Genomic DNA, 23,148 nt, shown 5'->3' with positions numbered 1-23,148 from the left:
CCCTAAATAGTTTCTTGAATAACCGTAGGTACGCGAATAATTAGTATTGTTCCCTTTTCTTTTATAACATCAAGACTACCATTCACAAAATCTAGTCTTTCCTTCATTCCTTGCAAACCTGTACCTTGATTTTGGTTATCTGTTATATCTATTCCTACACCATTGTCCTTCACCTGAATCTTCACTTCATTAGTAGTTTGCTGAATTACTACCTCACAATTAGTTGCTTGACTATGCTTGATTACATTTGTGACCGCTTCTTTCAAACACATACTAAGAACACTTTCAACAAGCAATGGTGTATCTTTCAACTTTGCAGTGCCAGTTAATTGAAAATTCATCTCTGCTGCATCTACTATTTCTTTTACCCGATTTATTTCATCAACTAATCTAATGCCACGCATGTCGGTAACCATTTCACGTACTTCTTTCAATGCGGTACTAGCTGTTTGTCTAACGTCAGTCATTTCATTTTTAGCCGCTTCAGGATCTTTATCAATTAACTTCCCTGCTAAGTCTGTTTTTAAGCCTATTAATGATAGTTTTTGACCTAGTGTATCATGTAAGTCACGTGCAATTCGTTGTCGTTCCTCCAGTACAATTAATTGAGAAATCTTTTTGTTCGCATCCTCTAGTTCACCTTCTAATCTTTCTCGTTTGTTTCGATTATGCATACTAATCGGAAGCAAAATAACACCAAGTACACTAATAACAATAAATGGAAGTTGCGTAAAGAACATCTCTGTTTTTGTAAAAAAGCCAATCGTTACAGCTAGAACTGTAGTGAATATGTGAATACCGTATAATGTCCAAAATCTCACATGATCTCGAATATTTCCTATAAAGAAAGCAAGAAACAATGAAAAATAGACGTAAACAAAATATAAAATCATTACAACACTAATCGTGGTCTCCATTAAAACAGATAAATAAACGAGCCAGCCCTTCGATAAAAAAGATAAGCGATAAGAGACAAAAAATAAAATTAGCATAAGAATGCCAAATATAACCTCATATAAGTTAGAAGATCGTAAAATGAAATAGAATGGTAAGATACAGAAGATAATCCAGGCATAAATACTTAAACCTGTGTTCCTAGGGAAAATTTGATACCAGTTTTGCATAGTGAACCCCTTTTTTATGTAGCACTTTTTTATTAGTATATCAAAAAAATGATAAGAGTAAGACAATAACGAAAACACCCTCCATTTTTTTGGAAGGTGTAGATTATGAAGCTTACAAACTCTTTAACGTCTTTTTTATACGCAATAACATACTTACTTGTTTAAAACTAACAAACATGCGGTTTCTTTCATCATATAAACGAAAGCGAATCGATTGTAAGCTAGATTTCAGAGTAATTGTTGTTGCCTTTTGTAATGGTGGTGTTGATGTGTGTGCTTTTTCTAAATGATAATTTGGAACTCGTGGACTTAAATGGTGTACATGGTGGAAACCAATATTACCAGTCAACCATTGTAATAAAGCAGGAAGCTTGTAATATGAACTACCATCTACAGCAGCCTTTACATAATCCCATTCTGATTCATTTTCAAAATAGGAATCTTCAAATTGGTGTTGGACATAAAACAACCAAATTCCAAGTGCTCCAGACACAAACAATATTGGAACTTGAACAAGTAAAAACGCCTGCCATCCAATTATACTAATTAAACCAGCATAGATTAATATAATAGATAAATTAATAATATACGTATTCCATCGTTCTTTACGTTTGGCACCTTTTCGGTTAAAACGATTTGAGACAAGGAATAGATACAATGGCCCAAACCCAAACATAACTAATGGATTACGGTATAGTCGATAAGCTATCCGTTTCCAAAGTGATGCATGTACGTATTCCTCTACAGTCATTACCCAAACATCACCAATACCACGTTTATCTAAATTACCACTTGTCGCGTGATGGATGGAATGACTTCTTTTCCATTTTTCAAACGCAAAATGAGTGATAACACCCGTAACAGTTCCAAGGACCCTATTTGCCTTCTTATTTTTGAAAAAAGATTGATGGGCACAATCATGGAATATGATGAACGTCCTGACTACAAACCCCGCTGCTAAAACACTTACAGCAAACGATAACCAAATAGAAATACTCAAGCTTTGATAAGCAAGAAACCATAATATTAGAAACGGGATAATTGTATTTAAAATTTGCTTAATACTCGATTTTTGATCCGCCTTTTCATAAGGGGCGACATTTTTTCTAAGTTGTTTTTGCTTTTGTTTACTCATAATATCCTCCTTAGCAGATAAAGCTTTTTCTTCTTCTATTATAGAAGGAAAACAACTCCCCTAACAGATACAAACATCAAGTGTATGGTATGACAAATGTCATGTAATACACTTGATGTGGTACTTTATCCATTAAAGGATTACAGCTAATTAAGCTTATAAACAATAATCACATTAGACTTTGTATAGCATGTTGTTTTTTATTATTGACTGCTTCCATTTCTGATAAACAACTATTGAGCGTTTAGCTTTTTGTGATCCAGGTAATAAACTTAACAAAGGAGGAATTGAAATGCCTTGGGATAAAAAAGATTTTCCTAGATCATTAAAAAACTTAGATCCAGCTATTCGAAATAAGGCAATTGATATTGCTAATGCGATGGTCGATGAAGGATATGAAGAAGAGCGTGCGATACCTATCGCAACGACGCAGGCTAAAGAATGGTATGACAACGCTACTGAAGATGAAGTTAATCGAGTTCATCAAATCAGTAATGAGGAACTTCGTGCCAGAGGTGAGGGCGATGTAAATAGTCGACCCGAATTGATAAAGAAGCGAGAACATGTTGTGGTACACGAAGGTGGATGGGCAGTTAAAACACAAGATGCAAAAAAAGCCTCAAATATATTTGATACGAAAGAAGAAGCAGTTGACCGGGCAAAGGAAATTGCGAAAAATAAAGGTACTGGCGTGGTTATTCATAAGCAAAATGGCGAGATACAAGAGCAACGTGATTATTCTTAATTAGGTCATCCCATTGAGTAGATCCTACTTGATATATTTGCGTGACGACCGATATATTTGCGTGACGACCGATATATTTGCGTGACGACCGATATATTTGCGTGACGACCGATATATTTGCGTGACGACCGATATATTTGCGTGACGACCGATATATTTGCGCGAAAAAGGATCTACCTTAAAATACAAAGGTAGATCCTTTTTCACTTTTGCTGTTTAGCAAACTTTATTAATAATCACTTGTTGAAGTCTCGCCCTTTGTGATTGCTACACTTGCACTAGCACCAATTCTTGTTGCACCTGCTTCAATCATTGCTTCTGCAGTTTGTTGATCACGTACGCCACCAGAAGCTTTCACTCCTATATCGGGCCCTACTGTCTTACGCATTAACTGGATATCTTCAACTGTTGCTCCACCTGTAGAAAATCCTGTTGATGTTTTAACATAATCTGTGCCAGCTTCAACAGCAAGCTTACATGCTGTTTCTTTTTCAGCATCTGTTAATAAGCTTGTTTCAATAATTACTTTAACAAGTGCATGTCCTTTTGCTGCATTAACAACTGCTGCTATATCAGATTTCACAGCATCAACATTGCCATCTTTCAATTCACCAACATTGATAACCATATCAACCTCAGTAGCTCCATTTTCAATCGCATCTTTTGTTTCCAGAGCTTTTACAGCTGAAGTAGATGCACCCAATGGAAAGCCAATTACTGTACAAACAGCTACATCAGAACCAGCTAATAACTTTGCTGCTTCTTTTACCCATGTTGGGTTAACACAAACTGAGAAGAAGCCATGTGTTTTTGCTTCTTCACACAGTGTTTTGATTTGATCGCTAGTTGTATCAGCTTTTAATGCTGTATGGTCGATCTTATTTGCTATTTGATTTACCATTTAGTTTCCCTCCATTACTTTGTTTTTGTTAAATCGTCTGATTGAAAGGCGCCCGGTAACAATGCTCCAACAGTAGTTTCTTGTACTTCTTTTTGTAAGTTTGTTAGGATTACCTTCATATCTGGTTCACATAACTCCGATAACACTTGTCTACAAGCACCACATGGAGATACAGGACGCTCTGTGTCTGCAACAACAACCATTAAATCATATACCCGCTTACCTGAAGCATAGGCATGGAATAATGCTGTACGCTCTGCGCAATTACACATGGAGTAAGCTGCATTCTCAATATTGCAACCGTGGTATACTTCTCCATCCTTAGTACGTAAAGCTGCACCAACTTTAAATTCGGAATAAGGAGTATATGCCATTTCTCTTGCTTTTATCGCTTCATCAATCATTTGTTCCACTGTCATCAGAGATCCTCCTTAGAAATAGGAATAAAATTAACGCCCTTCACCATTAGAAATACGTAGTAATACTTCTTTTACAAAGTCGAGAAATGTCTGTCTTACATTTTCTGTCGTTTCAATTACTTCATCATGAGATAGTGGTTGGTCTAGAATTCCAGCAGCCATATTTGAGATACATGAAATTCCTAAACAGTCTATACCAGCATGACGTGCTACAATAACTTCCGGTACTGTTGACATACCAACTGCATCCCCACCTACAGTTTGCAACATTTTTATCTCAGCTGGTGTTTCATAACTTGGTCCAGTGTTCCAAACATAAACACCTTCTTTTAAGTTCATATCTAACTCACTTGCTGCACTACGGGCAACATTTTGCAAGTCACGATCATAAGCTGTTGACATGTCTGGAAAGCGAACGCCAAGATCAGAATCGTTTGGACCCATTAATGGATTTTGACTTGTATTATTTATATGATCTGTAATTAACATTAAGTCACCTGGAACTAGATTAGGATTCACTCCTCCAGCTGCATTCGTAACGACTAATTTTTCTACACCTAAAGCTTTCATTACACGAACAGGGAATGTAACAGCATCTAAGCCGTACCCTTCATAAAAGTGAAATCTTCCTTGCATTGCAAGTACAGGTAACCCTTTTAATTGTCCACTAACTAGTTGCCCTGCATGTCCTTCTACTGTAGAAGTTGGAAAACCCGGAATCTCGTCATACTTAATTTTTACTGGATTTTCGATTTCATCAGCAAGCATCCCTAAACCCGATCCTAGAATAAGTCCTACTTTAGGAAGGTCAGAAATTTTATCCTTAATAAAGGAAGTTGCCTCATTGATTTGGTTGATTTGCATATACACTCCTCCTTATTTTTTCAGGTCTTGTAAAAAGCTTTGCCCATAATCAGGCATTTTCGTTCCAAAATTATCTGCGATAGTTGCACCAATATCTGCGAATGTCTTGCGTATTGCCAATTCTTTACCTGTTTCTATTCCTTTATGATGCACAAGAAGCGGTACAAATTCTCGTGTATGATCAGTTCCATGATGTACTGGGTCATTTCCGTGATCGGCTGTGAGTATTAGTAAATCATCTTCTTTTAGTTTTTGCAATACTTCTGGCAAGCGTTTATCGAAAGTTTCTAAGGCAACACCATAACCTTGTGGATCACGTCTATGCCCATATTTCGCATCAAAATCAACTAAATTCAAGAAATTCAACCCGTGGAAATCTTTATCCATTGACTGGATGAATTTCTCCATACCATCGTCATTATCATCTGTTCGAATAGACTCCGTTACACCTTCACCATCATAAATATCCGCGATCTTACCTAGTGCGACAACGTCATTCCCATTGTCTTTTAACTCATTCATAACTGTACGCCCAAAAGGTTTTAGCGCATAATCGTGACGATTAGAAGTACGTTCAAAAGCTCCAGGCTCTCCAACAAACGGGCGTGCAATAACACGTCCTACCATGTATTTTTCATTCTTTGTTAGGCTTCGTGCGATTTCACAAATTTCATATTGCTCTTCAATTGGAATAATATCTTCATGAGCCGCTATTTGCAAGACAGAATCAGCTGAAGTATACACAATTAAAGCGCCTGTTTCCATATGCTCTTGTCCTAATTCTTGCATAATTTCAGTTCCAGAAGCTGGTTTATTTCCAATAATCTTGCGTCCAGTCTTCTCTTCAATCTCTTTTAATAAATCATCTGGAAAACCATCAGGAAATGTTTGGAAAGGTTGATCAATGTGCAGCCCCATGATTTCCCAATGACCAGTCATCGTATCTTTCCCATTAGAGGCTTCTTGCATTTTTGTATAATAAGCAAGTGGTTTTTCTGCCTTCTCAATTCCTTGAATTTCACGAATATTACTCAAGCCCAATTTACCCATTGCTGGCATATTTAGCCCGCCCATGTGTGCAGCAATATGCCCTAGCGTATCCGAACCTTCATCACCAAATTCTGAGGCATCCGGAGCTTCACCAATTCCTACAGAATCCAACACAACTAGAAATACACGTTTAAATGGTACACTCACAGTTCATCATCCTTTCTCTCACCAATTGATTTCTATTCTAAAATAATGTTTTTATTTGATCCGCTATCATTCCACCGAGGTATACACCTGCAATACCAATAACTCCTGCTAATACTGGTGGAGCTGGTAATGGTAATCTTAAAAATTTAAATACAACACCTACGGCTATACCTGCTACTAAAGCTAATATTATTTCCTTCATCATGTCTCTCCTATTATTACATTTTAAACTACCTGAAATTTTATTTATCAATTACTCCATAAACCAATTGTTTCGGCTCAACTATTTCTGTAGAAATGCTGTAAGATTCTTGGATTTTCACTTCTACCTCATCTACTGCTTCCTGATTACTATGAATCACAACAAGGGTATCACCTTTTTGTACTTTGTCTCCAACTTTTTTCTGTAAAACTAAGCCGACAGCTAAGTCTATTTCTGATTCCTTTGTAATACGCCCTGCACCTAACATACTAGCAGCAATCCCAATTTCATCTGCGATAATCTCTGAAATATAGCCAGTTTCTTTTGCTTTCACTTCATATTTGTAAGCTGCAGTAGGTAATTTATTTGGTTCATCAACAACAGATGCATCCCCGCCTTGTGATGCGATAAATGTTTTGAATTTCTCAATTGCTCGACCTGAACTGATTGCATCTTCTAATTTAGCGCGAGCATCTTCAATGGAATCTGCTTTACCCGCTAGATAAACCATTTGACTTCCGAGTGTTAAGCATAATTCATGTAAATCTTCAGGACCATTACCTCTTAGTGTGTCAATTGCTTCCTTCACCTCTAATGCATTACCGATAGCAAAACCAAGTGGCTGATTCATATCCGAGATAACCGCAATTGTATTCCGACCTGCTCCATTACCAATCCGAACCATTGCTTCTGCTAATTCTTTCGCATCATCCATATCTTTCATAAATGCACCTGAACCAGTCTTAACGTCTAAGACGATTGCGTCTGCACCAGATGCGATTTTTTTACTCATAATGGAACTTGCAATAAGTGGAATCGAATTGACCGTTGCTGTCACATCACGTAAACTATAAAGTTTCTTATCCGCAGGAGTTAAATTCCCACTTTGACCTACAACTGCTATTTTATTTTTATTTACTAACTCATTAAATGTTTCCCCGTCTAATTCGACTTGAAAACCTTCAATTGATTCAAGTTTATCAATTGTTCCACCTGTATGTCCTAAACCACGACCTGACATTTTGGCTACCGGAACATCAAGAGCCGCTACGAGTGGCGCCAGGATAAGTGTAGTTGTATCGCCAACACCACCAGTACTATGTTTATCTACTTTAATCCCCTCAATATCAGATAAATCAATCTGGTCACCTGATTCAACCATCGCCATTGTTAAATTAACTCTTTCTTCCGTTGTCATACCTTGAAAGTAAAGTGCCATTGATAATGCAGACATCTGATAATCTGGAACCTCATCATTTGTGTACCCTGCAATTACAAAATCAATCTCCTCTTTTGTCAACGCTTGACCATCTCTTTTTTTGGCAATAATATCAACCATTCTCATCATTCATCATCCTTTCTATTTTAGAAGAACATCCCTGCAACTGCTGCACTTAGTAATGAAGCTAGAACACCTGCCGCTACAGCTCTTATACCCAACCTTGCAATATCTTTTCTTCTATTTGGAGCTAAGCTACCTAATCCACCTAATAATATAGCCATAGAACTAAGGTTTGCAAAACCACATAACGCAAAACTAACAATTAGATTTGTTTTAGCTGATAAGGAATCCATTTCTAAAGCAAAATCTGCATAGGCAACAAATTCATTTAGGACAATTTTCTGCCCAATAAAACTTCCTGCTGTAACTGCCTCTGACCATGGTACACCAATTGCAAATGCTAGTGGTGAGAAGATATACCCAAGAATATCTTGTAATGTGATCCCTCCGAAAATACCAAGGATCCCATTAATTAATGCAATTAATGCGATAAATGCTAATAACATTGCCCCTACATTTAAGGCAAGGCTTAAACCATCTGAAGCACCTTTTGCTGCTGCATCTATAACGTTTACTGTATCTGAATCTTTCTCTAATTCAATTTTATCTGTTGTCTCTGATTTTTCTGTTTCTGGAATCATGATTTTGGCCATTATTAGACCTGCTGGCGCAGCCATGAAACTAGCAGCTAACAGATACTCTAATGGTACACCCAACAAAGAATAACCAATCAATACTGAACCAGCAACAGAAGCAAGTCCACCAGTCATAACTGCAAATAACTCTGAGTTTGTCATTTTAGCAATGAAAGGTCGTACTACAAGAGGCGCCTCAGTTTGACCAACAAAAATATTTGCCGCCGCTGACATTGATTCTGATTTACTTGTACCTAATAACTTTGCTAAACCACCACCAACAATTTTAATAAACCACTGCATAATCCCTAAGTAATATAATACGGAAATCAGTGCTGAAAAGAAAATAATAATTGGTAAAATATGAAATGCAAAAATAGTACCGAATTCATCACTATTAGCTAATGAGCCAAACAAAAAGCCAATTCCTTCATTTGCATAATCTATTACGTCTTGCACACGTAATGTGAACCATTTTAAACCTTCCCTACCTGTTTCCCATTTCAAAACAATAAAGGCAAAGAAAATCTGAATGGATAAACCACCAAGAATAGTCCTTAAATTAATCGCTTTCTTTTTAGTTGAAAAAAGAAATGCAATTGACAATACTACAAGTATACCGAAAATCCCCCACAAAAAATTCATCGCTGTCACTCTCTTTCTATTTTTATATAGCTTTTTTTAATATGATCAAGTATTGGAGAACTATTCATATTTGTCTTTATGTGATAGGACGTCCAACAACTAAAACTTAATGTAACCCTTTACAGGTACTATAAATATATTGTATAGGTTAGACGTCCAACAAGTCAACCGTTATTTTACTTTTCCTTTTATTGCTTTCTAAAAGATTGTTGCTTATGACACAATTTATATACAATGCGTAATAAAGTCTTAGACATACTCGCTAAGGAAGCAAGTAATATTGGATAGCGGAATGAGGAACCGCCAATCTGCCTAACTAAATAAAAGGGATCACAGTTGCGTTATTTTCATAATAAAAGACTGATTAAGGCCCACAGAACTTATTAGTTATTGCGCATTTTATATCAAGTCCGCATTTAGAATAGTAAACAAAACACAAAAAAACCTGACACCAACTTGTCATTAGCAGACCAATTAGTTATCAAGTTCAGATTTGTATAAAACATTTAAAAAATCCGCTTTCTAAATACATTAAAGCTTACCTGATCAGATCTAAAGAAATTAAGTGAATATAGCACTGGGTTATCAGCTAAGTCATAGTGAACTTGTTTAAGAATTAATAAAGGTATGTCTGAATCACACTTCAATATTTCTGAAATTTCTTTATGATATCCGATCGTTTTAATATCTGCTTTTGCATAACTTATCGTAATACTAGCATCTTCATGTAGAGATGTTAGCATTGACTCACCATGTAATTCATAGCCTTCACTTAGTAAATTGGCAGGAATTTTATCTATACAATAAACTAATGGTTCCTGATCTGCTGTACGAACTCTTTTCACAAGATAGACCTTTTCTGTTTTATCCAACAGCAACTCTGTAATATCATCACTGTGTGGATCAACATAACCAGTAAACAGTACATCTGTCCCTGGTGTCTTACCTTCTCTTTTTATCATATCGGTAATACTAAATAACTCTTCAATCCCACCAGAAAAAACTGGTTTTTTATTAACAAATGTCCCTATCCCATGCTTTCGGATGATCACATTCTCTTCTTCGAGAATACGCAGTGCCTCTCGTAATGTATTACGGGATACATGTAAGACTTTAGCAAATTCTGTCTCTGAAGGTAAGCGTTCACCTGGCTCTAATTCCCCTTCATTTATTTTTGTTTTTATCTGTTCAATGACATGAAGATAACGCGGTGTTTGGTAATTGTAGTCCATCTGGTTTCCCCCTATATATAATAACTTTTTTGTCTGCGCTTTCAATGAATATTAAATAAAAATCCACTATCGTCTATAATGATTATAGCATGTATTCATTATGTATTTAAGACCTCTAAGAGAGACTAGCCTCTGTGGTGTTGATACTATCCATTAGTCTTTCACAACTAAACCTAACAAAAGTGAAAGTGTCTTTGCTTGTTCTTGGTTAACTATGCAACCTTTTAAGTTGTTTGTACCAACTGTTATATGATCAAAAAAAGAACTACTAAGATCAATCCCATTTAATGCAGTATGCGAAAAGTTTATTCCATTCATATCACAGGTTTCAAATTTCACCTTATTCAGTAGGTTTTCATAGATATCCGTTTGCTTTAATAGACAATCTTGATATGCTACCAACTTTTGCTTACTATAACCTAACATAGCGAATTGAAGATTGCATTGATAAAATGAAACATTTGTAAAGCGTCCCTCAGAAAGGTTAATACCCGTCATCTGGCAATTATCAAATACAACGCGTTGCAGTGTTGCTTCCTCAAATTGCACGTTAGATAAGTCACACTTCTCAAATATAACATCTCGCAAAAACATTTTAGAAAACCCCGTTTGCTCAAATCGGACATTTCTAAAAATAACCTCTATAAATTCTACTGACTCAGCTGTTACGGGGTCTATTGAACAATCTTGGATAATCACATTTTTTATATAAGGATCGGTTTCATCATACACGTCCCAAAATGTTGCGTTTCTTAACTCACCTAGCACTTTTGGTTTCGTTATTTTATCGTTCAATTTATCCCCTTCTATTCTTTATATGAGTAGTTTATAACGAATTTCTTAAATAACATGTTCTAATTTTTTACTATTATAGCATTGAAATATTTATTTTTCGACTCGAATTCCTATGATTCCCCAAAAAATATAATGATTTTCCCTTATGAATAATAACGATTATTTGAGTTATTCTATAACGTGTATCACAAACTTACTAGGAGCGATCATTATGACTGTAGCAAGTGACCTGAAAACAACAATGGCCAACTTAAAAAGTGCTCAAGCCAGCTTTGAAGGATTTTCTTTAGCAGCTGAAAATCAACAAGCAAAACAAATGTATCAAAATGCCGCTCAACAAGTACAACAATTAGTAGACAGTGTTTCTCCACGCGTTCAAGAGATTGAAGCAGAAGAACCACAATATAAAGAATGAAATTGTTTTATATAGGGTTGGATAATGTCCAACCCTTTTAAATCTATTAAGACATAATGAAAGCGAGGTCCATTCCCATGGCGAATAACAAAAAAAAGAATTTGACACCTGTTCAACAAGAATACCAAACATTTGAAATGGATCGAGAAACAAAAAGACCTATACTTAAAAATTGCGTTAAAGCATTTATAACCGGTGGAATAATTTGTATGATTGGTCAGGCAATCTCATTGTTCTATATCTACAACTTTGATTTTACTGAACAAACAGCAAGCAACCCTACTGTAGCGACAATGATCTTTATTTCCATGCTTCTTACAGGGTTTGGTGTATATGATCGGATAGCGCAATTTGGTGGAGCTGGCTCAGCAGTTCCGATTACTGGATTTGGAAATGCTGTGATTTCAGCAGCCATTGAACACCGATCAGAAGGTTTAGTACTAGGCGTTGGTGGCAACATGTTTAAATTAGCTGGATCAGTCATTTTATTCGGTACATTTTCAGCATTTGTTATAGCAATCATTAAAACAATCATTATTCAGTGGGGTGGCTTTTAATGTTAAAAGGACACCGAACATGGATTTTTGACCAAAAACCTAAAATTATTTCTACTGGTACAGTCGGTGGACCTTTTGAAGCAGAAGGTATGCTAGCTGACGATTTTGACTATCTTCATTCTGATTTGTGGTTAAAACAAGATTCTTATGAAAAAGCCCATAGAGTGATGCTTGAAGAAGCATGTGAAAAAGCAATAAACAAAGGTGATCTGGAAAAAGAAAAAATACAGTTATTCTTAGCTGGTGATTTGATCAACCAAATTACACCGACAAGTTTCGCTGCAGAAACTTTAGGTGCCCCTTATTTCGGTTTATTTGGAGCATGTTCTACATCAATGGAGGGACTTGCTTTAGCAGCCTACATTGTTAACACAAAAGGTGCTAATTATATATTAACTGGGGCATCCAGTCATAATTCAGCCGTTGAAAAACAATTTAGATATCCTACTGAGTACGGTGGACAAAAACCACCTACCGCTCAATGGACAGTAACTGGAGCTGGTGTAGCTATTGTGAGTGATCATGGAAAAGGCCCTTCTATTACCTCTGCAACACTTGGCAGAGTGGTTAACATGGGCTTAAGTGATCCGTTTAATATGGGTGGAGCAATGGCACCTGCTGCTGTAGATACAATTGAAACACATTTAAAAGAACGAGGTATTGATCCTTCTTATTACGATTTAATTGCAACGGGTGATTTAGGACACATAGGAAGAGAAGTATCTTTTGATTTACTGAAAAAACATGGGGTGGCAATCGATGAAAAGAAGTATCAAGATTGTGGTCTTATGATATACAGAGAAAAACAGCCTGTCTTTGCAGGCGCGAGTGGTACAGGGTGTTCTGCCGTTGTAACTTACGGTCACCTATTAAACAGGATGAAAAAAGGTGAAATTAAACGTATGTTAGTTGTTGCAACAGGTGCTTTATTATCTCCGTTAACTGTTCAACAAAATGAAACGATTCCATGTATTGCACATGCAGTTTCCATTGAAAACGAGGATGTATAACAACACCAAAATTAAAGAGGTGATTTTTAAATGACAGTGGCTTCTGATGTAAAACAATGTCTCTCAAGTGTAAAATCAGCAGAGAGTGGCTTGGCAAGATTGAAAGAACATGCAGAAGATGAGGAAATGAAAGCAATTTTTACTGAAACAATGACAACTATGTCTGAAATCATAGAGGACTTAAAAAAAAGAGTAGGCAAGCTGGAACTTGAAGAAGAGCAATACAAAGGGTTTTAGACTTTACAGGAGAAAGGAAATACTATTATGCCTGAATGGTTAGATGTTGTTGTAAGATCTTTGATATTTCTGTTAACTCTCTTCTTTATTACTAAATTGGTGGGTAAAAAACAAATCTCTCAGCTTTCCTTCTTTGAATATGTCAGTGGTATTACCATTGGTAGCATTGCTGGCGAAGTAACTATGGGTCTTGAAAACAATATTTATCATGGACTCATCGGTGTTCTAATCTTTGGAGGTACCCCTTTTATAATTGGTTTGCTTTCCTTAAAAAGCAAAGCTGTCCGCGATGTTGTTGAAGGAAAAGGAACAGTTTTCATAAAAAACGGAAAGATAATGGAAGAAAATCTAAAAAAAGAGAGATATACTATTGATGAAATGATGGAATTACTTCGAGCAAAAGATGTATTTCAAGTTTCCGACGTGGAGTTTGCCATTTTAGAATCATCAGGCGATTTAAATGTTCTATTAAAGAAAGAGAACCAACCATTAACAGCTAAAGATTTAGGTGTTAACGTACCTCCCACTAAAGAGCCCCAGATTGTTATCATGGATGGTGAAATTTTAGATGAACCATTAGCAACAATTGGATTAAACCGGAATTGGTTAAAAACAGAGTTGGAAAAATTAGGAGTAACCATTGAAAATGTTTTTTTTGGCGAAGTAGATTCCTATGGTCAATTAGCTGTTGACCTTTTTGATGATCAAATTAAAATTCCAGAGCCTTCAGAAAAACCTTTACTATTAGCTACCATGAAAAAATGCCAGGCTGATTTAGAGCTTTTTGCCCTTTCCACAAATGGTGAAGAGGCTAAAAAAATGTTTAGTGAGAACAGTAAGAAGCTTGAAAAAGCAATTGATAAGGTGACTCCTCTGTTAAGAAGTTAAGAGGATTTAAAAATTAATAAAAAAACTACCCTAAATGACGACAAATTAGAGGTGATCATATACTTTCATTTATAAGTATCTTAATTTTATTGTTCATGGTAACAATTGTAGTTGTTCGGTTTATGGGGAAGACGGCATTAGCCCAATTTACACCACATGACTTAACAGCTATCTTTTTTATTGTAACCATCGCTATGAAATCGATAGAAGTAAAAGGGATGAGCTATTCATTTATAGGTATTCTGGTGATCATTACTGTACATATAACACTCTCAAAATTAAGCCTTTATAATCGACTTAATCGATTTGTCATAGGTGAACCCACTATCATGATTAAACACGGAAAACTAATCAAACCTAACCTAACAAAGAGCCGATTTTCTCTTGCAGAATTATTATCAAGTATTAGAAGCAAAGGTTATGCAGATATAAGTGATATTCAATATGCCATACTTGAGCCTAACGGAGACATTAGTGTGATGCCTAAAGAAGAACTGATGCCTGTAACACCTGAGATGTTAGGTTACGAACGACAATATCAAGGCCTTCCTATTGCTGTAGTAATTGAAGGAGAGATTCAGCATAAAAATTTAAAGTTAATACATAAAGATAAGCAATGGCTGTTAAACCAAATTAAATCTGCTGGTTTCACAAAATTAAACACTATATTTTATGCTTACGTTCGAGATACAGATTATTCTCTTGTAATTGATACAGGAAAAGGAAACGGAATCTAAACAATTTATAATTTTGGGGTATTACTGCAATTTTTATTCCATCAGGTTGGAGTTGAATACCTAATGCTGATTTAGCAGAAATGGTAGATCCTATGATCAATTACTTATTGGTTTTACTGATGGATGACAGGCACTATCCTTGCAACAAAAACCCTCCTCAAGAAAGTGATTAGTAATCACTTTCTTGAGGAGGGTTTATTTTTTCTTTTATTTTATTATTTCACTACTTGCCAATTGTTGTTACAGGTTGCTTTTATTTTCTTCCTATCTAAAATGTAATTGGCAATTAACTCTGTCATATCTGTCGGGATGTCTTGAACCACTTTTTTCCCTTGGTACATATGAAAGTTACCTCCACCACCTGCACGATAATTGTTCATCACCACATCAAACAAAGCCGCTTCATCGATTGGTTTACCTTTGTAGTTCAGCTTCGTTACACGTGCTCCAATTGGCTGAGAAATGTTAAGTTCGTATTCGATCCCTTCCCACATATCATAGTTATAATGTTGAGGTTTTGGTTTGACAAACGCAGGATTTACGGTAATTTGTCCTTGATCACTCAACATGAAGTAAGTTGCCGACTTTTCCAGAGCTTCTCGGATATCCTTACCAGATACCTGAATGACTTTTAATGTATTTGGATAGATGTAGTTAGATACAATATCTCTCATCGTTATGCTAGAACCAAAACCCGGTGAAGCATCATTAAATAATGACGTATTTGAAATCGACACCTTCGCAATATCCATTTGTACTTTATTAATAAATTCGATAAACGGGTGTTCTTTTAATCGAACGTGAAAAGGGTCATCTATTATCATATCTCCATCAACTTCACCAATCGGCTGATCCAACCAAGTTTGTGTATCTTGCTCGTATTCATCAATTAAGTGAAGCACCTCTTTATTTGCTTCTACTCCTTCAGTAATTTGATGAAGTAATGCATCACTATTCGTGTACGTCCATTGACCATCTACTAACTCAAAATCTACTTCAACTTCTCCTAATACTTGGCCGTTATTGCTTGGTTGCAAAACGGTAACACCATTCAGTTTATCTGCTATGGAACGATGTTGATGACCTGTTATAAGAATATCTATCCCCTTGATCTCCTTACACATTTGATATCCTTGATTTTCTCCTGTTAATACTTCAGTTGGCTCACCTGTCTCCAAATCTCGTTCAAATCCACCATGATAAGATACAATTAAAACATCAGGCCTCTCTTCTTTTTTTATGTATTTAACCCATTTTTTTGTCGTCTCAAATGCATCTTCAAAAGCTAATCCTTTTATATTCTTAGGGTCTTCCCAGTTTGGTATGTAATGGGTTGTAACACCTAAAATCGCTACCTTTATTCCGTCTATCTTCTTAATCAGATACGGCCTTCCAAAAGCAGGATTATGATCTTTTTTGTTTAACACAGTAGAGGATAGCCATGGAAAATCAGACTGCTCAACTACTTGTTGTAAATAATCCAAACCGTAATTAAACTCATGATTCCCCAAAACAGATGCTATGTAGCCCATATGATTGGCAACTTTTATTAATGGATTCGGTGTATCTTTTTGGTATTTAGCATGGTGAAATGTCAGAGGACTACCTTGAATAAGGTCACCATTATCCAATAGAATCACATTCGAAGTCTTTCTTTTTTCTTTCACAAGCGTAGCGATCTTTGCTAATCCGAGATGACGTTCCTGCCGATCACTATAATTGGTTGGGTACACATATCCGTGTACATCACTTGTCACTAATAAACATAGTTTTTTCTTATTTACCATTGCTTTACCCCCTATTACTTTACTACACCTTCTTTATCTTTCAGGATTAAAACACATTTTAAAAAGCTTGTTCTTTTACTTATAGTATAATTCTAATCGATATCACAAGCCAACAAAACCTTATCTATGAAGTTATTCAATTTCAGTCTCGTATCCTTATTGTTCTAAGGGAATTTTTACATAATCTTAATCTTCTCTTCACACTCCCTTTTCATGCAATTGATATACTAAGGGTGTTCCAACTAAGCATGCTAGTGCATTTCCATTTTTATAAAAGTTATAAAACACGAACATTTACAACTTAAATTATAAAAATATAATGTTTTATGAAGAAAAATCATTAAATTTTTGTAAATACACTAGCCATAGTTCGTTAAATGATGCATAATAAGAATTGTTATTTAAGAAAACAAAACCTAAGGGGGATAACAATCAAATGAAGAAAAAGCTTTTATCAATTATTTTCGCATCAATTACCGTACTTTTTATCACTGGATGTGGAAATGACGACACACTAGTAATGGGATTTGTACCATCTCAAGATTCTGATGAAATTGCAGACACAATTGAACCATTGGAAGAAAAACTATCTGAAGAACTTGGTAGAGAAGTAGAAGGAAGAGTAATGACTAACTACACTGCACTTGTTGAAGCAATGGGAACAAATGAAGTTCAAATTGGTTTTATCCCTGCATTTGGATATGTATTAGCTAGTCAAGAGCATGGTGTGGAAGTAATTCTGAAATCTGAACGTTATGGTAGTGGTACCTATGTTGCGCAGTATATTGTAGGTGCTGACTCAGGAATTGAAACATTAGCTGATTTAGAAGGAAAGACTTGGGCATATGGAGATGCTACTTCAACTAGTGGCTATCTATTCCCAGCTGCACAAATCATGGATGAGTTTGGTGTTGAAGATCCAGAAACTGAATTCTTTGGTAATTCTGTTCAAACTGGCGGTCATGATCAATCTGCGATAGCTGTACTACAAGGTGAAGCTGATGTTGCAACAACTTTTGATGACGTAAGAACCGGTCTTACAGAAGATTATCCAGAAATTATGGATGAAACAAAAATCTTAGGTTATTCCGATAAAATTCCAAATGATACAATCTCTGTAACAAAAGAATTAGATGATGAACTTGTCCAAGAAATCAAAGATGTATTTTTAAGCTTTAATGACGATGATGAAATGATCGAAGTTATGGACGAGGTATATAATTGGACTGGAATCATCGAAGCTGAAGATAGTGAATACGATATTGTACGTAATACATTCAATAAATTCGGGGAATCAATTTCTCTAGATTAATAGAATCAAGAAAATAAATATGAAGAACATAGGATAGTTGTACAGGGGAGAAGCTAGCTTCTCTCCTGTTTTACCATATGAATTAATATTAATCTTTTATAGATAGCAACTTCGCAGACTACATCATAGTTAATATGGAGGTAAAATATGATTGAATTCAAAAATTTGTCAATGACGTATCCTAATGGGACAAAAGGACTTAAAAATATTAATATTAAAATTAACGAAGGTGAATTTGTTGTAATTGTTGGTTTATCTGGCGCAGGAAAATCTACATTTATTAGAAGTATTAACAGACTTGTCACACCAACAGAAGGTGAATTGATAGTAGACGGAGAGGACATACTGCATCATAATGGTAGATCCCTTCGAGAACTACGCAAAAAAATTGGAATGATTTTTCAAAACTATAATCTTGTAAAACGCTCGACAGTATTAAAAAACGTAATAGCTGGTCGTCTAGGTTATACAGGTACATTAAAAAGTATCTTTAATATCTTCCCTAAAGAAGATATGGAGCTAGCTTACACAAACTTAAAGCGTGTAAATATTGCAGATAAACTATACAACCGTGCAGACGAATTAAGTGGTGGACAACAGCAACGTGTTAGTATCGCTCGCGTTTTGACCCAAAAACCTAAAGTTATTTTAGCAGATGAGCCAGTTGCAAGTTTGGATCCTCCAACATCCCATCAGGTCATGAAATATTTAAAGCAGATTAACCAAGAAGATAAGATCACAACGATTGTTAACCTGCACTTTATTGATATGGCGATGGAATATGCAGATCGTATTATCGGTATGAGAGATGGTAAAGTTGTATATGATGGCCCTGCCTCAGAAGTAACAGAACAAACATTTGAAGAAATCTATGGTCGTGCGATCCGCGAGGAAGATATGCGGGGAGGCGAGGAAGATGAATAAACCAGATTTCATACCCAATAGTCTCTATCCTGCCAAGACGAAACGCACATTATCATTATCTTTCATTGTTGTTCTAGGGTTCTATTTAGTTACTTCAATTACAACTGAATCATTTATCATTAATTTCTTTCTAAAAATTAGCAACGTTACAGATCTAGTAGAACGTTTCTTTCCACCGGATTGGAGTTACATCAGCATTATTTATCCGAAGCTATTTGAAACCATTCACATGGCTGTTATCGCTACAACTGTTGCGGTGATCATAAGTATCCCTTTTAGTTTATTAGCGGCGAGTAACATAACTACAAATAAATGGATTTATAATTTTATGCGAATGCTCCTTAACATCATTCGGACAATTCCAGATATCATACTTGCAGTTGTTTTTGTTGCATTATTCGGTATTGGTGCATTTTCAGGTATTATTGCTTTGATTATATTTGCAATTGGTATTTTGGTGAAACTGATGAGTGAAATTATTGAGGCTATTGATATGAACCCTTCCGAAGCAATTAAGGCTTCAGGAGGTAACTCGCTTCAAACAATTTGGTTCGCCGTTGTGCCACAAGTATTACCTCAGTTTATTTCTTTTAGTCTATATGTGTTTGAGATAAATATTCGAGCATCTGTTGTATTAGGATTAGTTGGTGCAGGTGGTATTGGTCAGTTAATTAACCAAAGAATTAACTTTATGGACTACCAAGCCGTATTAACTACAGTACTCGTAATTTTTGCAGTGGTTGTAGTAATTGACTGGATCAGCGGTAAATTAAGGGAGGGGCTAGTATAATGAGCAATCGAATTCCACCTAAACCCAAGAGCACTGCTAAAGTAGTTAAAAGATTAATCATTACAATAGCAGTGATTGCCCTTTACGTTTGGACAATTACTAGTATAAACATTGATTGGGGTAAAATCTTCAGTCAGCGAACCATAGATAACTTTGGTCGCATTATCCCAAAGTTTTTTGATCCTGCCTTTGAGGAAACTGGGACTATTTTAATAAAAATGATAGAGACGATCTTCATTGCTTATACTGGATCTTTGGCAGCTGCAATCATTGCAGTGCCACTTGCATTCTTGTGTGCCACTAACATGGTCCGTAATAAATTCTTAAACACGATAGGTATGTGGATCCTTGGAGCAGTACGTGCATTCCCAGAAATCATTCTTGCAATCATTTTCGTTGCCGCTGTTGGACCAAATCCTTTTGCCGGTGTACTTGCAATTGCAATAGGTTCAACAGGAATGCTAGGAAAGTTATATTCTGAAGTAATTGAAGGAATTGACATGAACATTATTGAAGCCATGGAAGCAAGTGGTGCAAATAAATTACAAATACTCTTTTACGGCATTATGCCACAAGTACTTCCTGAATTCTTATCATATGCAATTTATCGATTCGAAATTGATGTTCGTGCGTCTTCTGTCCTTGGTATCGTAGGTGCTGGTGGTATCGGTACATTAATCAAATTTGCATACTCAAATCGTAACTGGGATGAAGTTGGTATGATCTTACTGATTATCATTATTACAGTAACAATTATCGATCAAATCTCAGGTTATGTACGCCGACGTCTTGTATAAAATTTTAAAATAACTACTCTCTTCTTTGGAGTAGTTATTTTGCGCTATTAATTCCTTGTATTACCATTACATGGGTAAACACACAATTTAATGGGTAAAAATTGTGCAGTGGTTAATCAAATCAAGTGTGTGACACAATGTATTCAGATATTCCATGTAATTGATAAGCATTTAAATAGTACAGAAAGATCCCCCCCTATAGTTCCTTCTATATTTTCACCAAAATGTTATGAAAAAGACGCTGTTATTCTATGTTATAATGAAGCAAAATTAAGTTTAAGGAGACCATCATGAAAAAAAATCTAGATCATATTGGTGTTGCAGTTAGAAATATAGACGATAGTATTTCTTTTTATAAAAATATCTTAGGAGCAGAACTAATTGATCGCTATAAAAGTGACGCAGTTGGTGTGGAAAGTGAGATTGCTATCATGGAAGTGAATGGTGCTCGAACAGAATTGCTAGCACCTACAAATAACACAACATCTCCTATCGCCAAGTTCATTAAACAAAAGGGAAAAGGTGTTCATCATATAGCTTACAAAGTAGATGATTTAGATGATGCACTAGTCGAATTAAAAGCTAGAGGAGTTCGTGTGTTAGCAGATACATTACGTACTAACAAACATGGTCGGCGCTTAATCTACTTAAACCCCGCTGATACGGAAGGAACCATTATTGAATATTGCGACTATCCTCATTGTTTGTAGGTGCCTGTCACTTCCCGTATTTTGTCGAATGAATTCAACATAAATCGGGAAGTGGCACTACCTAATAACGATAATTACAGTACTCACACTTTCCATTTTTTAAAAACTAAAAGGACAGAAGCATCGCACTTCTGCCCCGTTTTCCTTATTATTTTAAGTTAATTCGATAACCTGAAGAACCCTCAAGTTCATCTTTTGATTTAGGTACGTCTAACTTCAGCAAACCATTTTCAAAGTTACCATTGATGTCTTGTTCATCGATATTTCCGACGTAAAAGCTACGCTGGAATGACCCATAGGAACGTTCACGACGTACATAGTTATCATCATCTTTATCTTCAAAAGAATCTTCTTTTTTGCCTTGAATAGTCAAGTAGTTATCCTGGTACTCGACAACAACATCATTTTTAGTAAATCCAGGTAGATCTGCATCAATTTCGTAATGATCACCCTTATCTTTCACATCTACCTTAGGCATTTGTAGACCAAATTTTTGTCCAAATAAGGAATCTCCATTACGATTGTTATTAAAGACATCTGGTAACCAACCGGTAAAGTCGCGTTTGCTTGGAAATAGATTTGCCATGAAAACCACCTCCAAATAAGAATTCCTTTTACATTAATCTTTTTACCAAATTGTAAATGAGTTAAACATAAGTGAAATTACTAAAAGATTTACTCGGTGCAACTGGAGAGAACGTATATATGGAACCAAATATACGTTTTGATTATGGATACAATACATATGTAGGTGAAAACTTTTTTGCCAACTTTGACTGCACCATTTTAGAGGTATGTGAAGTACGATTTGGAGATAATTGTATGCTTGCACCTGGTGCGCAAATTTATACTGCAACACATCCACTTAATCCAACTGAACGAAATTCAGGTAAAGAATACGCTCAACCAATAACTTTTGGAGATAATGTATGGATTGGTGGTAGCGCAATAATAAATCCTGGTGTCAAAGTAGGAGATAATGCAGTTATCGCATCAGGTGCTGTAGTAACTAAAGATGTGCTAGAGAATGTAGTAGTAGGTGGTAATCCAGCAAAAATTATAAAAAAACTTGATTACAGTTAAATACTAACAAAAAAATAACCTCTTATTAGGCTCACAGCCGAAGAGGTTATTTTCGTCAAAATTTATTTAAAATTGTTTTTTTATGTGAATTTTAATATGTTTTGTCATAAATTCACTATGAAAACATACATTTTCCTCATTTAAAGATGTCATAAATTTTGATATTAAATGTCATTTATCGTAGCATATCTAGCTTAATATGTCATATGTTGTTGTTTAGAAGTTTGACAATTACCAGATGTAGATTTGTAAAAAAGTTTGATCAAAAAATTCACAACCTGCATATACTTCTAATACTCATTGGAACTGATTTTCAGACAAAATCTAGTGTAATGTGCAAACTCCCACCCATTTATTTACAAACAAGGCTTGTACTAATTTTTTTTGCTTCTTCTAGAACATCTTTTTCTAAGCGAGCAAGTGACAGTTTTCCTTTTTCAGGAGAAACAACAATTTGTTTAGTTTTTATAAGTTATGTAATATCTAATATTTGAACTACTAATTTTACATTGATAAATCATGTAATTTATACGATAAGTTAAACAACTGCATAAGTATTATCATTAAAGTAAATCTTTCGTAAGTTCACTTAAAGGAGCTTCTCCCATTAATACCTTTCTCATTGCTTCTTTATCATTGGTAAGGGTTGGATCTATGTCAAGAAATTGGACACACAAAATGTTGAATATCACTAAAGCTTCTACCGCGCTTCGCTTGCTGGCCTC

Annotated in this window: 25 protein-coding genes and 1 pseudogene; 13 read left to right on the top strand and 13 right to left on the bottom strand. The window is 35.5% G+C overall.

Annotation, left to right across the window (positions count from 1 at the left end):
- Window positions 1-2: 2 nt before the first annotated feature.
- Both D2K40_RS11715 and desA read right to left on the bottom strand, forming a co-directional pair.
- On the bottom strand, window positions 3-1,124 hold the full coding sequence (locus D2K40_RS11715) for a sensor histidine kinase (protein ID WP_117156152.1): 1,122 nt from the start codon (window positions 1,122-1,124) through the stop codon (window positions 3-5).
- A gap of 112 nt (window positions 1,125-1,236) precedes the next feature.
- Complete coding sequence (desA, locus tag D2K40_RS11710; protein WP_117156150.1) at window positions 1,237-2,259, bottom strand: Delta(5) desaturase DesA; 1,023 nt, start codon at window positions 2,257-2,259, stop codon at window positions 1,237-1,239.
- A 292-nt stretch (window positions 2,260-2,551) separates the two neighbouring features.
- On the opposite strand from desA, the gene D2K40_RS11705 reads away from it, so the two are divergent.
- Window positions 2,552-3,004, top strand: coding sequence for a DUF2188 domain-containing protein (locus D2K40_RS11705; protein ID WP_117156148.1), 453 nt, complete (start codon window positions 2,552-2,554; stop codon window positions 3,002-3,004).
- A gap of 229 nt (window positions 3,005-3,233) precedes the next feature.
- On the opposite strand, the gene deoC is transcribed toward D2K40_RS11705, so the two are convergent.
- From deoC to D2K40_RS11660, 9 genes are all read right to left on the bottom strand, one after another.
- Window positions 3,234-3,905 (bottom strand): deoxyribose-phosphate aldolase, encoded by a 672-nt coding sequence (gene deoC, locus D2K40_RS11700; protein ID WP_117156146.1) that lies wholly within the window; start codon window positions 3,903-3,905, stop codon window positions 3,234-3,236.
- Window positions 3,906-3,919: 14 nt separating this feature from the next.
- Window positions 3,920-4,324 (bottom strand): cytidine deaminase, encoded by a 405-nt coding sequence (locus D2K40_RS11695; RefSeq protein WP_117156144.1) that lies wholly within the window; start codon window positions 4,322-4,324, stop codon window positions 3,920-3,922.
- 30 nt (window positions 4,325-4,354) lie between these two features.
- Window positions 4,355-5,188, bottom strand: coding sequence for a purine-nucleoside phosphorylase (locus D2K40_RS11690; protein WP_117156142.1), 834 nt, complete (start codon window positions 5,186-5,188; stop codon window positions 4,355-4,357).
- A 12-nt stretch (window positions 5,189-5,200) separates the two neighbouring features.
- Window positions 5,201-6,385 carry a phosphopentomutase gene (deoB, locus tag D2K40_RS11685; RefSeq protein ID WP_117156140.1) on the bottom strand — a complete coding sequence of 395 codons (1,185 nt, stop codon included), beginning with the start codon at window positions 6,383-6,385 and terminating at the stop codon, window positions 5,201-5,203.
- 37 nt (window positions 6,386-6,422) lie between these two features.
- Window positions 6,423-6,587 (bottom strand): XapX domain-containing protein, encoded by a 165-nt coding sequence (locus tag D2K40_RS11680; protein WP_117156138.1) that lies wholly within the window; start codon window positions 6,585-6,587, stop codon window positions 6,423-6,425.
- A gap of 40 nt (window positions 6,588-6,627) precedes the next feature.
- Complete coding sequence (locus D2K40_RS11675; RefSeq protein ID WP_117156136.1) at window positions 6,628-7,932, bottom strand: pyrimidine-nucleoside phosphorylase; 1,305 nt, start codon at window positions 7,930-7,932, stop codon at window positions 6,628-6,630.
- 20 nt (window positions 7,933-7,952) lie between these two features.
- Window positions 7,953-9,149: a NupC/NupG family nucleoside CNT transporter gene (locus D2K40_RS11670; RefSeq protein ID WP_117156134.1), complete on the bottom strand. Its 1,197-nt coding sequence runs from the start codon at window positions 9,147-9,149 to the stop codon at window positions 7,953-7,955.
- A 506-nt stretch (window positions 9,150-9,655) separates the two neighbouring features.
- The gene (locus tag D2K40_RS11665; RefSeq protein WP_117156132.1) at window positions 9,656-10,381 is read right to left on the bottom strand and encodes a GntR family transcriptional regulator; all 726 of its coding nucleotides are present in this window, start codon (window positions 10,379-10,381) and stop codon (window positions 9,656-9,658) included.
- A gap of 153 nt (window positions 10,382-10,534) precedes the next feature.
- On the bottom strand, window positions 10,535-11,176 hold the full coding sequence (locus tag D2K40_RS11660; protein ID WP_162879202.1) for a pentapeptide repeat-containing protein: 642 nt from the start codon (window positions 11,174-11,176) through the stop codon (window positions 10,535-10,537).
- Window positions 11,177-11,387: 211 nt separating this feature from the next.
- On the opposite strand from D2K40_RS11660, the gene D2K40_RS11655 reads away from it, so the two are divergent.
- The 6 genes from D2K40_RS11655 (at window position 11,388) to D2K40_RS11630 (ending at window position 15,020) form a co-directional block, all read left to right on the top strand.
- Window positions 11,388-11,591 carry a DUF1657 domain-containing protein gene (locus D2K40_RS11655; RefSeq protein ID WP_117156128.1) on the top strand — a complete coding sequence of 68 codons (204 nt, stop codon included), beginning with the start codon at window positions 11,388-11,390 and terminating at the stop codon, window positions 11,589-11,591.
- Window positions 11,592-11,668: 77 nt separating this feature from the next.
- Window positions 11,669-12,148 carry a stage V sporulation protein AC gene (gene spoVAC / locus D2K40_RS11650; RefSeq protein ID WP_117156126.1) on the top strand — a complete coding sequence of 160 codons (480 nt, stop codon included), beginning with the start codon at window positions 11,669-11,671 and terminating at the stop codon, window positions 12,146-12,148.
- Complete coding sequence (gene spoVAD / locus D2K40_RS11645; protein WP_117156124.1) at window positions 12,148-13,158, top strand: stage V sporulation protein AD; 1,011 nt, start codon at window positions 12,148-12,150, stop codon at window positions 13,156-13,158. The genes spoVAC and spoVAD overlap by 1 nt, the downstream gene beginning before the upstream one ends.
- Window positions 13,159-13,188: 30 nt before the next feature.
- A complete protein-coding gene (locus D2K40_RS11640; RefSeq protein WP_117156122.1) occupies window positions 13,189-13,395 on the top strand; it encodes a DUF1657 domain-containing protein in 207 nt (68 codons plus the stop codon).
- Between the two features lie 27 nt (window positions 13,396-13,422).
- Entirely contained in the window at window positions 13,423-14,283 is an 861-nt protein-coding gene (locus tag D2K40_RS11635; RefSeq protein ID WP_117156120.1) for a DUF421 domain-containing protein, read from the top strand.
- A 122-nt stretch (window positions 14,284-14,405) separates the two neighbouring features.
- Window positions 14,406-15,020: a DUF421 domain-containing protein gene (locus D2K40_RS11630; protein WP_117156180.1), complete on the top strand. Its 615-nt coding sequence runs from the start codon at window positions 14,406-14,408 to the stop codon at window positions 15,018-15,020.
- Window positions 15,021-15,235: 215 nt separating this feature from the next.
- On the opposite strand, the gene D2K40_RS11625 is transcribed toward D2K40_RS11630, so the two are convergent.
- Window positions 15,236-16,807, bottom strand: a complete 1,572-nt coding sequence (locus tag D2K40_RS11625) for a bifunctional metallophosphatase/5'-nucleotidase (RefSeq protein WP_117156118.1) — start codon at window positions 16,805-16,807, stop codon at window positions 15,236-15,238.
- Window positions 16,808-17,243: 436 nt separating this feature from the next.
- Between D2K40_RS11625 and D2K40_RS11620 the strand changes: the two genes are divergently transcribed.
- From D2K40_RS11620 to D2K40_RS11600, 5 genes are all read left to right on the top strand, one after another.
- Window positions 17,244-18,119, top strand: coding sequence for a phosphate/phosphite/phosphonate ABC transporter substrate-binding protein (locus tag D2K40_RS11620; protein ID WP_117156116.1), 876 nt, complete (start codon window positions 17,244-17,246; stop codon window positions 18,117-18,119).
- A 147-nt stretch (window positions 18,120-18,266) separates the two neighbouring features.
- Window positions 18,267-19,043, top strand: coding sequence for a phosphonate ABC transporter ATP-binding protein (gene phnC / locus D2K40_RS11615; RefSeq protein WP_117156115.1), 777 nt, complete (start codon window positions 18,267-18,269; stop codon window positions 19,041-19,043).
- Complete coding sequence (gene phnE, locus D2K40_RS11610) at window positions 19,036-19,833, top strand: phosphonate ABC transporter, permease protein PhnE (protein WP_117156113.1); 798 nt, start codon at window positions 19,036-19,038, stop codon at window positions 19,831-19,833. The genes phnC and phnE (D2K40_RS11610) overlap by 8 nt, the downstream gene beginning before the upstream one ends.
- Complete coding sequence (phnE, locus tag D2K40_RS11605) at window positions 19,833-20,630, top strand: phosphonate ABC transporter, permease protein PhnE (protein WP_117156111.1); 798 nt, start codon at window positions 19,833-19,835, stop codon at window positions 20,628-20,630. Before phnE (D2K40_RS11610) ends, phnE (D2K40_RS11605) begins: the two co-directional genes overlap by 1 nt.
- Window positions 20,631-20,920: 290 nt before the next feature.
- Window positions 20,921-21,340: a VOC family protein gene (locus D2K40_RS11600; RefSeq protein ID WP_117156109.1), complete on the top strand. Its 420-nt coding sequence runs from the start codon at window positions 20,921-20,923 to the stop codon at window positions 21,338-21,340.
- Window positions 21,341-21,488: 148 nt separating this feature from the next.
- On the opposite strand, the gene D2K40_RS11595 is transcribed toward D2K40_RS11600, so the two are convergent.
- A complete protein-coding gene (locus tag D2K40_RS11595) occupies window positions 21,489-21,926 on the bottom strand; it encodes an Hsp20/alpha crystallin family protein (protein WP_117156107.1) in 438 nt (145 codons plus the stop codon).
- Window positions 21,927-22,000: 74 nt separating this feature from the next.
- Here D2K40_RS11595 and D2K40_RS11590 point away from each other — a divergent pair.
- A pseudogene (locus D2K40_RS11590) lies at window positions 22,001-22,423 on the top strand (sugar O-acetyltransferase); the annotation flags it as partial.
- Window positions 22,424-23,148: the final 725 nt, after the last annotated feature.

This window comes from Paraliobacillus quinghaiensis (assembly GCF_003426025.1).
Lineage (GTDB): Bacteria > Bacillota > Bacilli > Bacillales > Amphibacillaceae > Paraliobacillus_A > Paraliobacillus_A quinghaiensis.
Note: the sequence above shows the minus strand (reverse complement) of the source record. Positions and strands in the feature narration are given on the sequence as shown.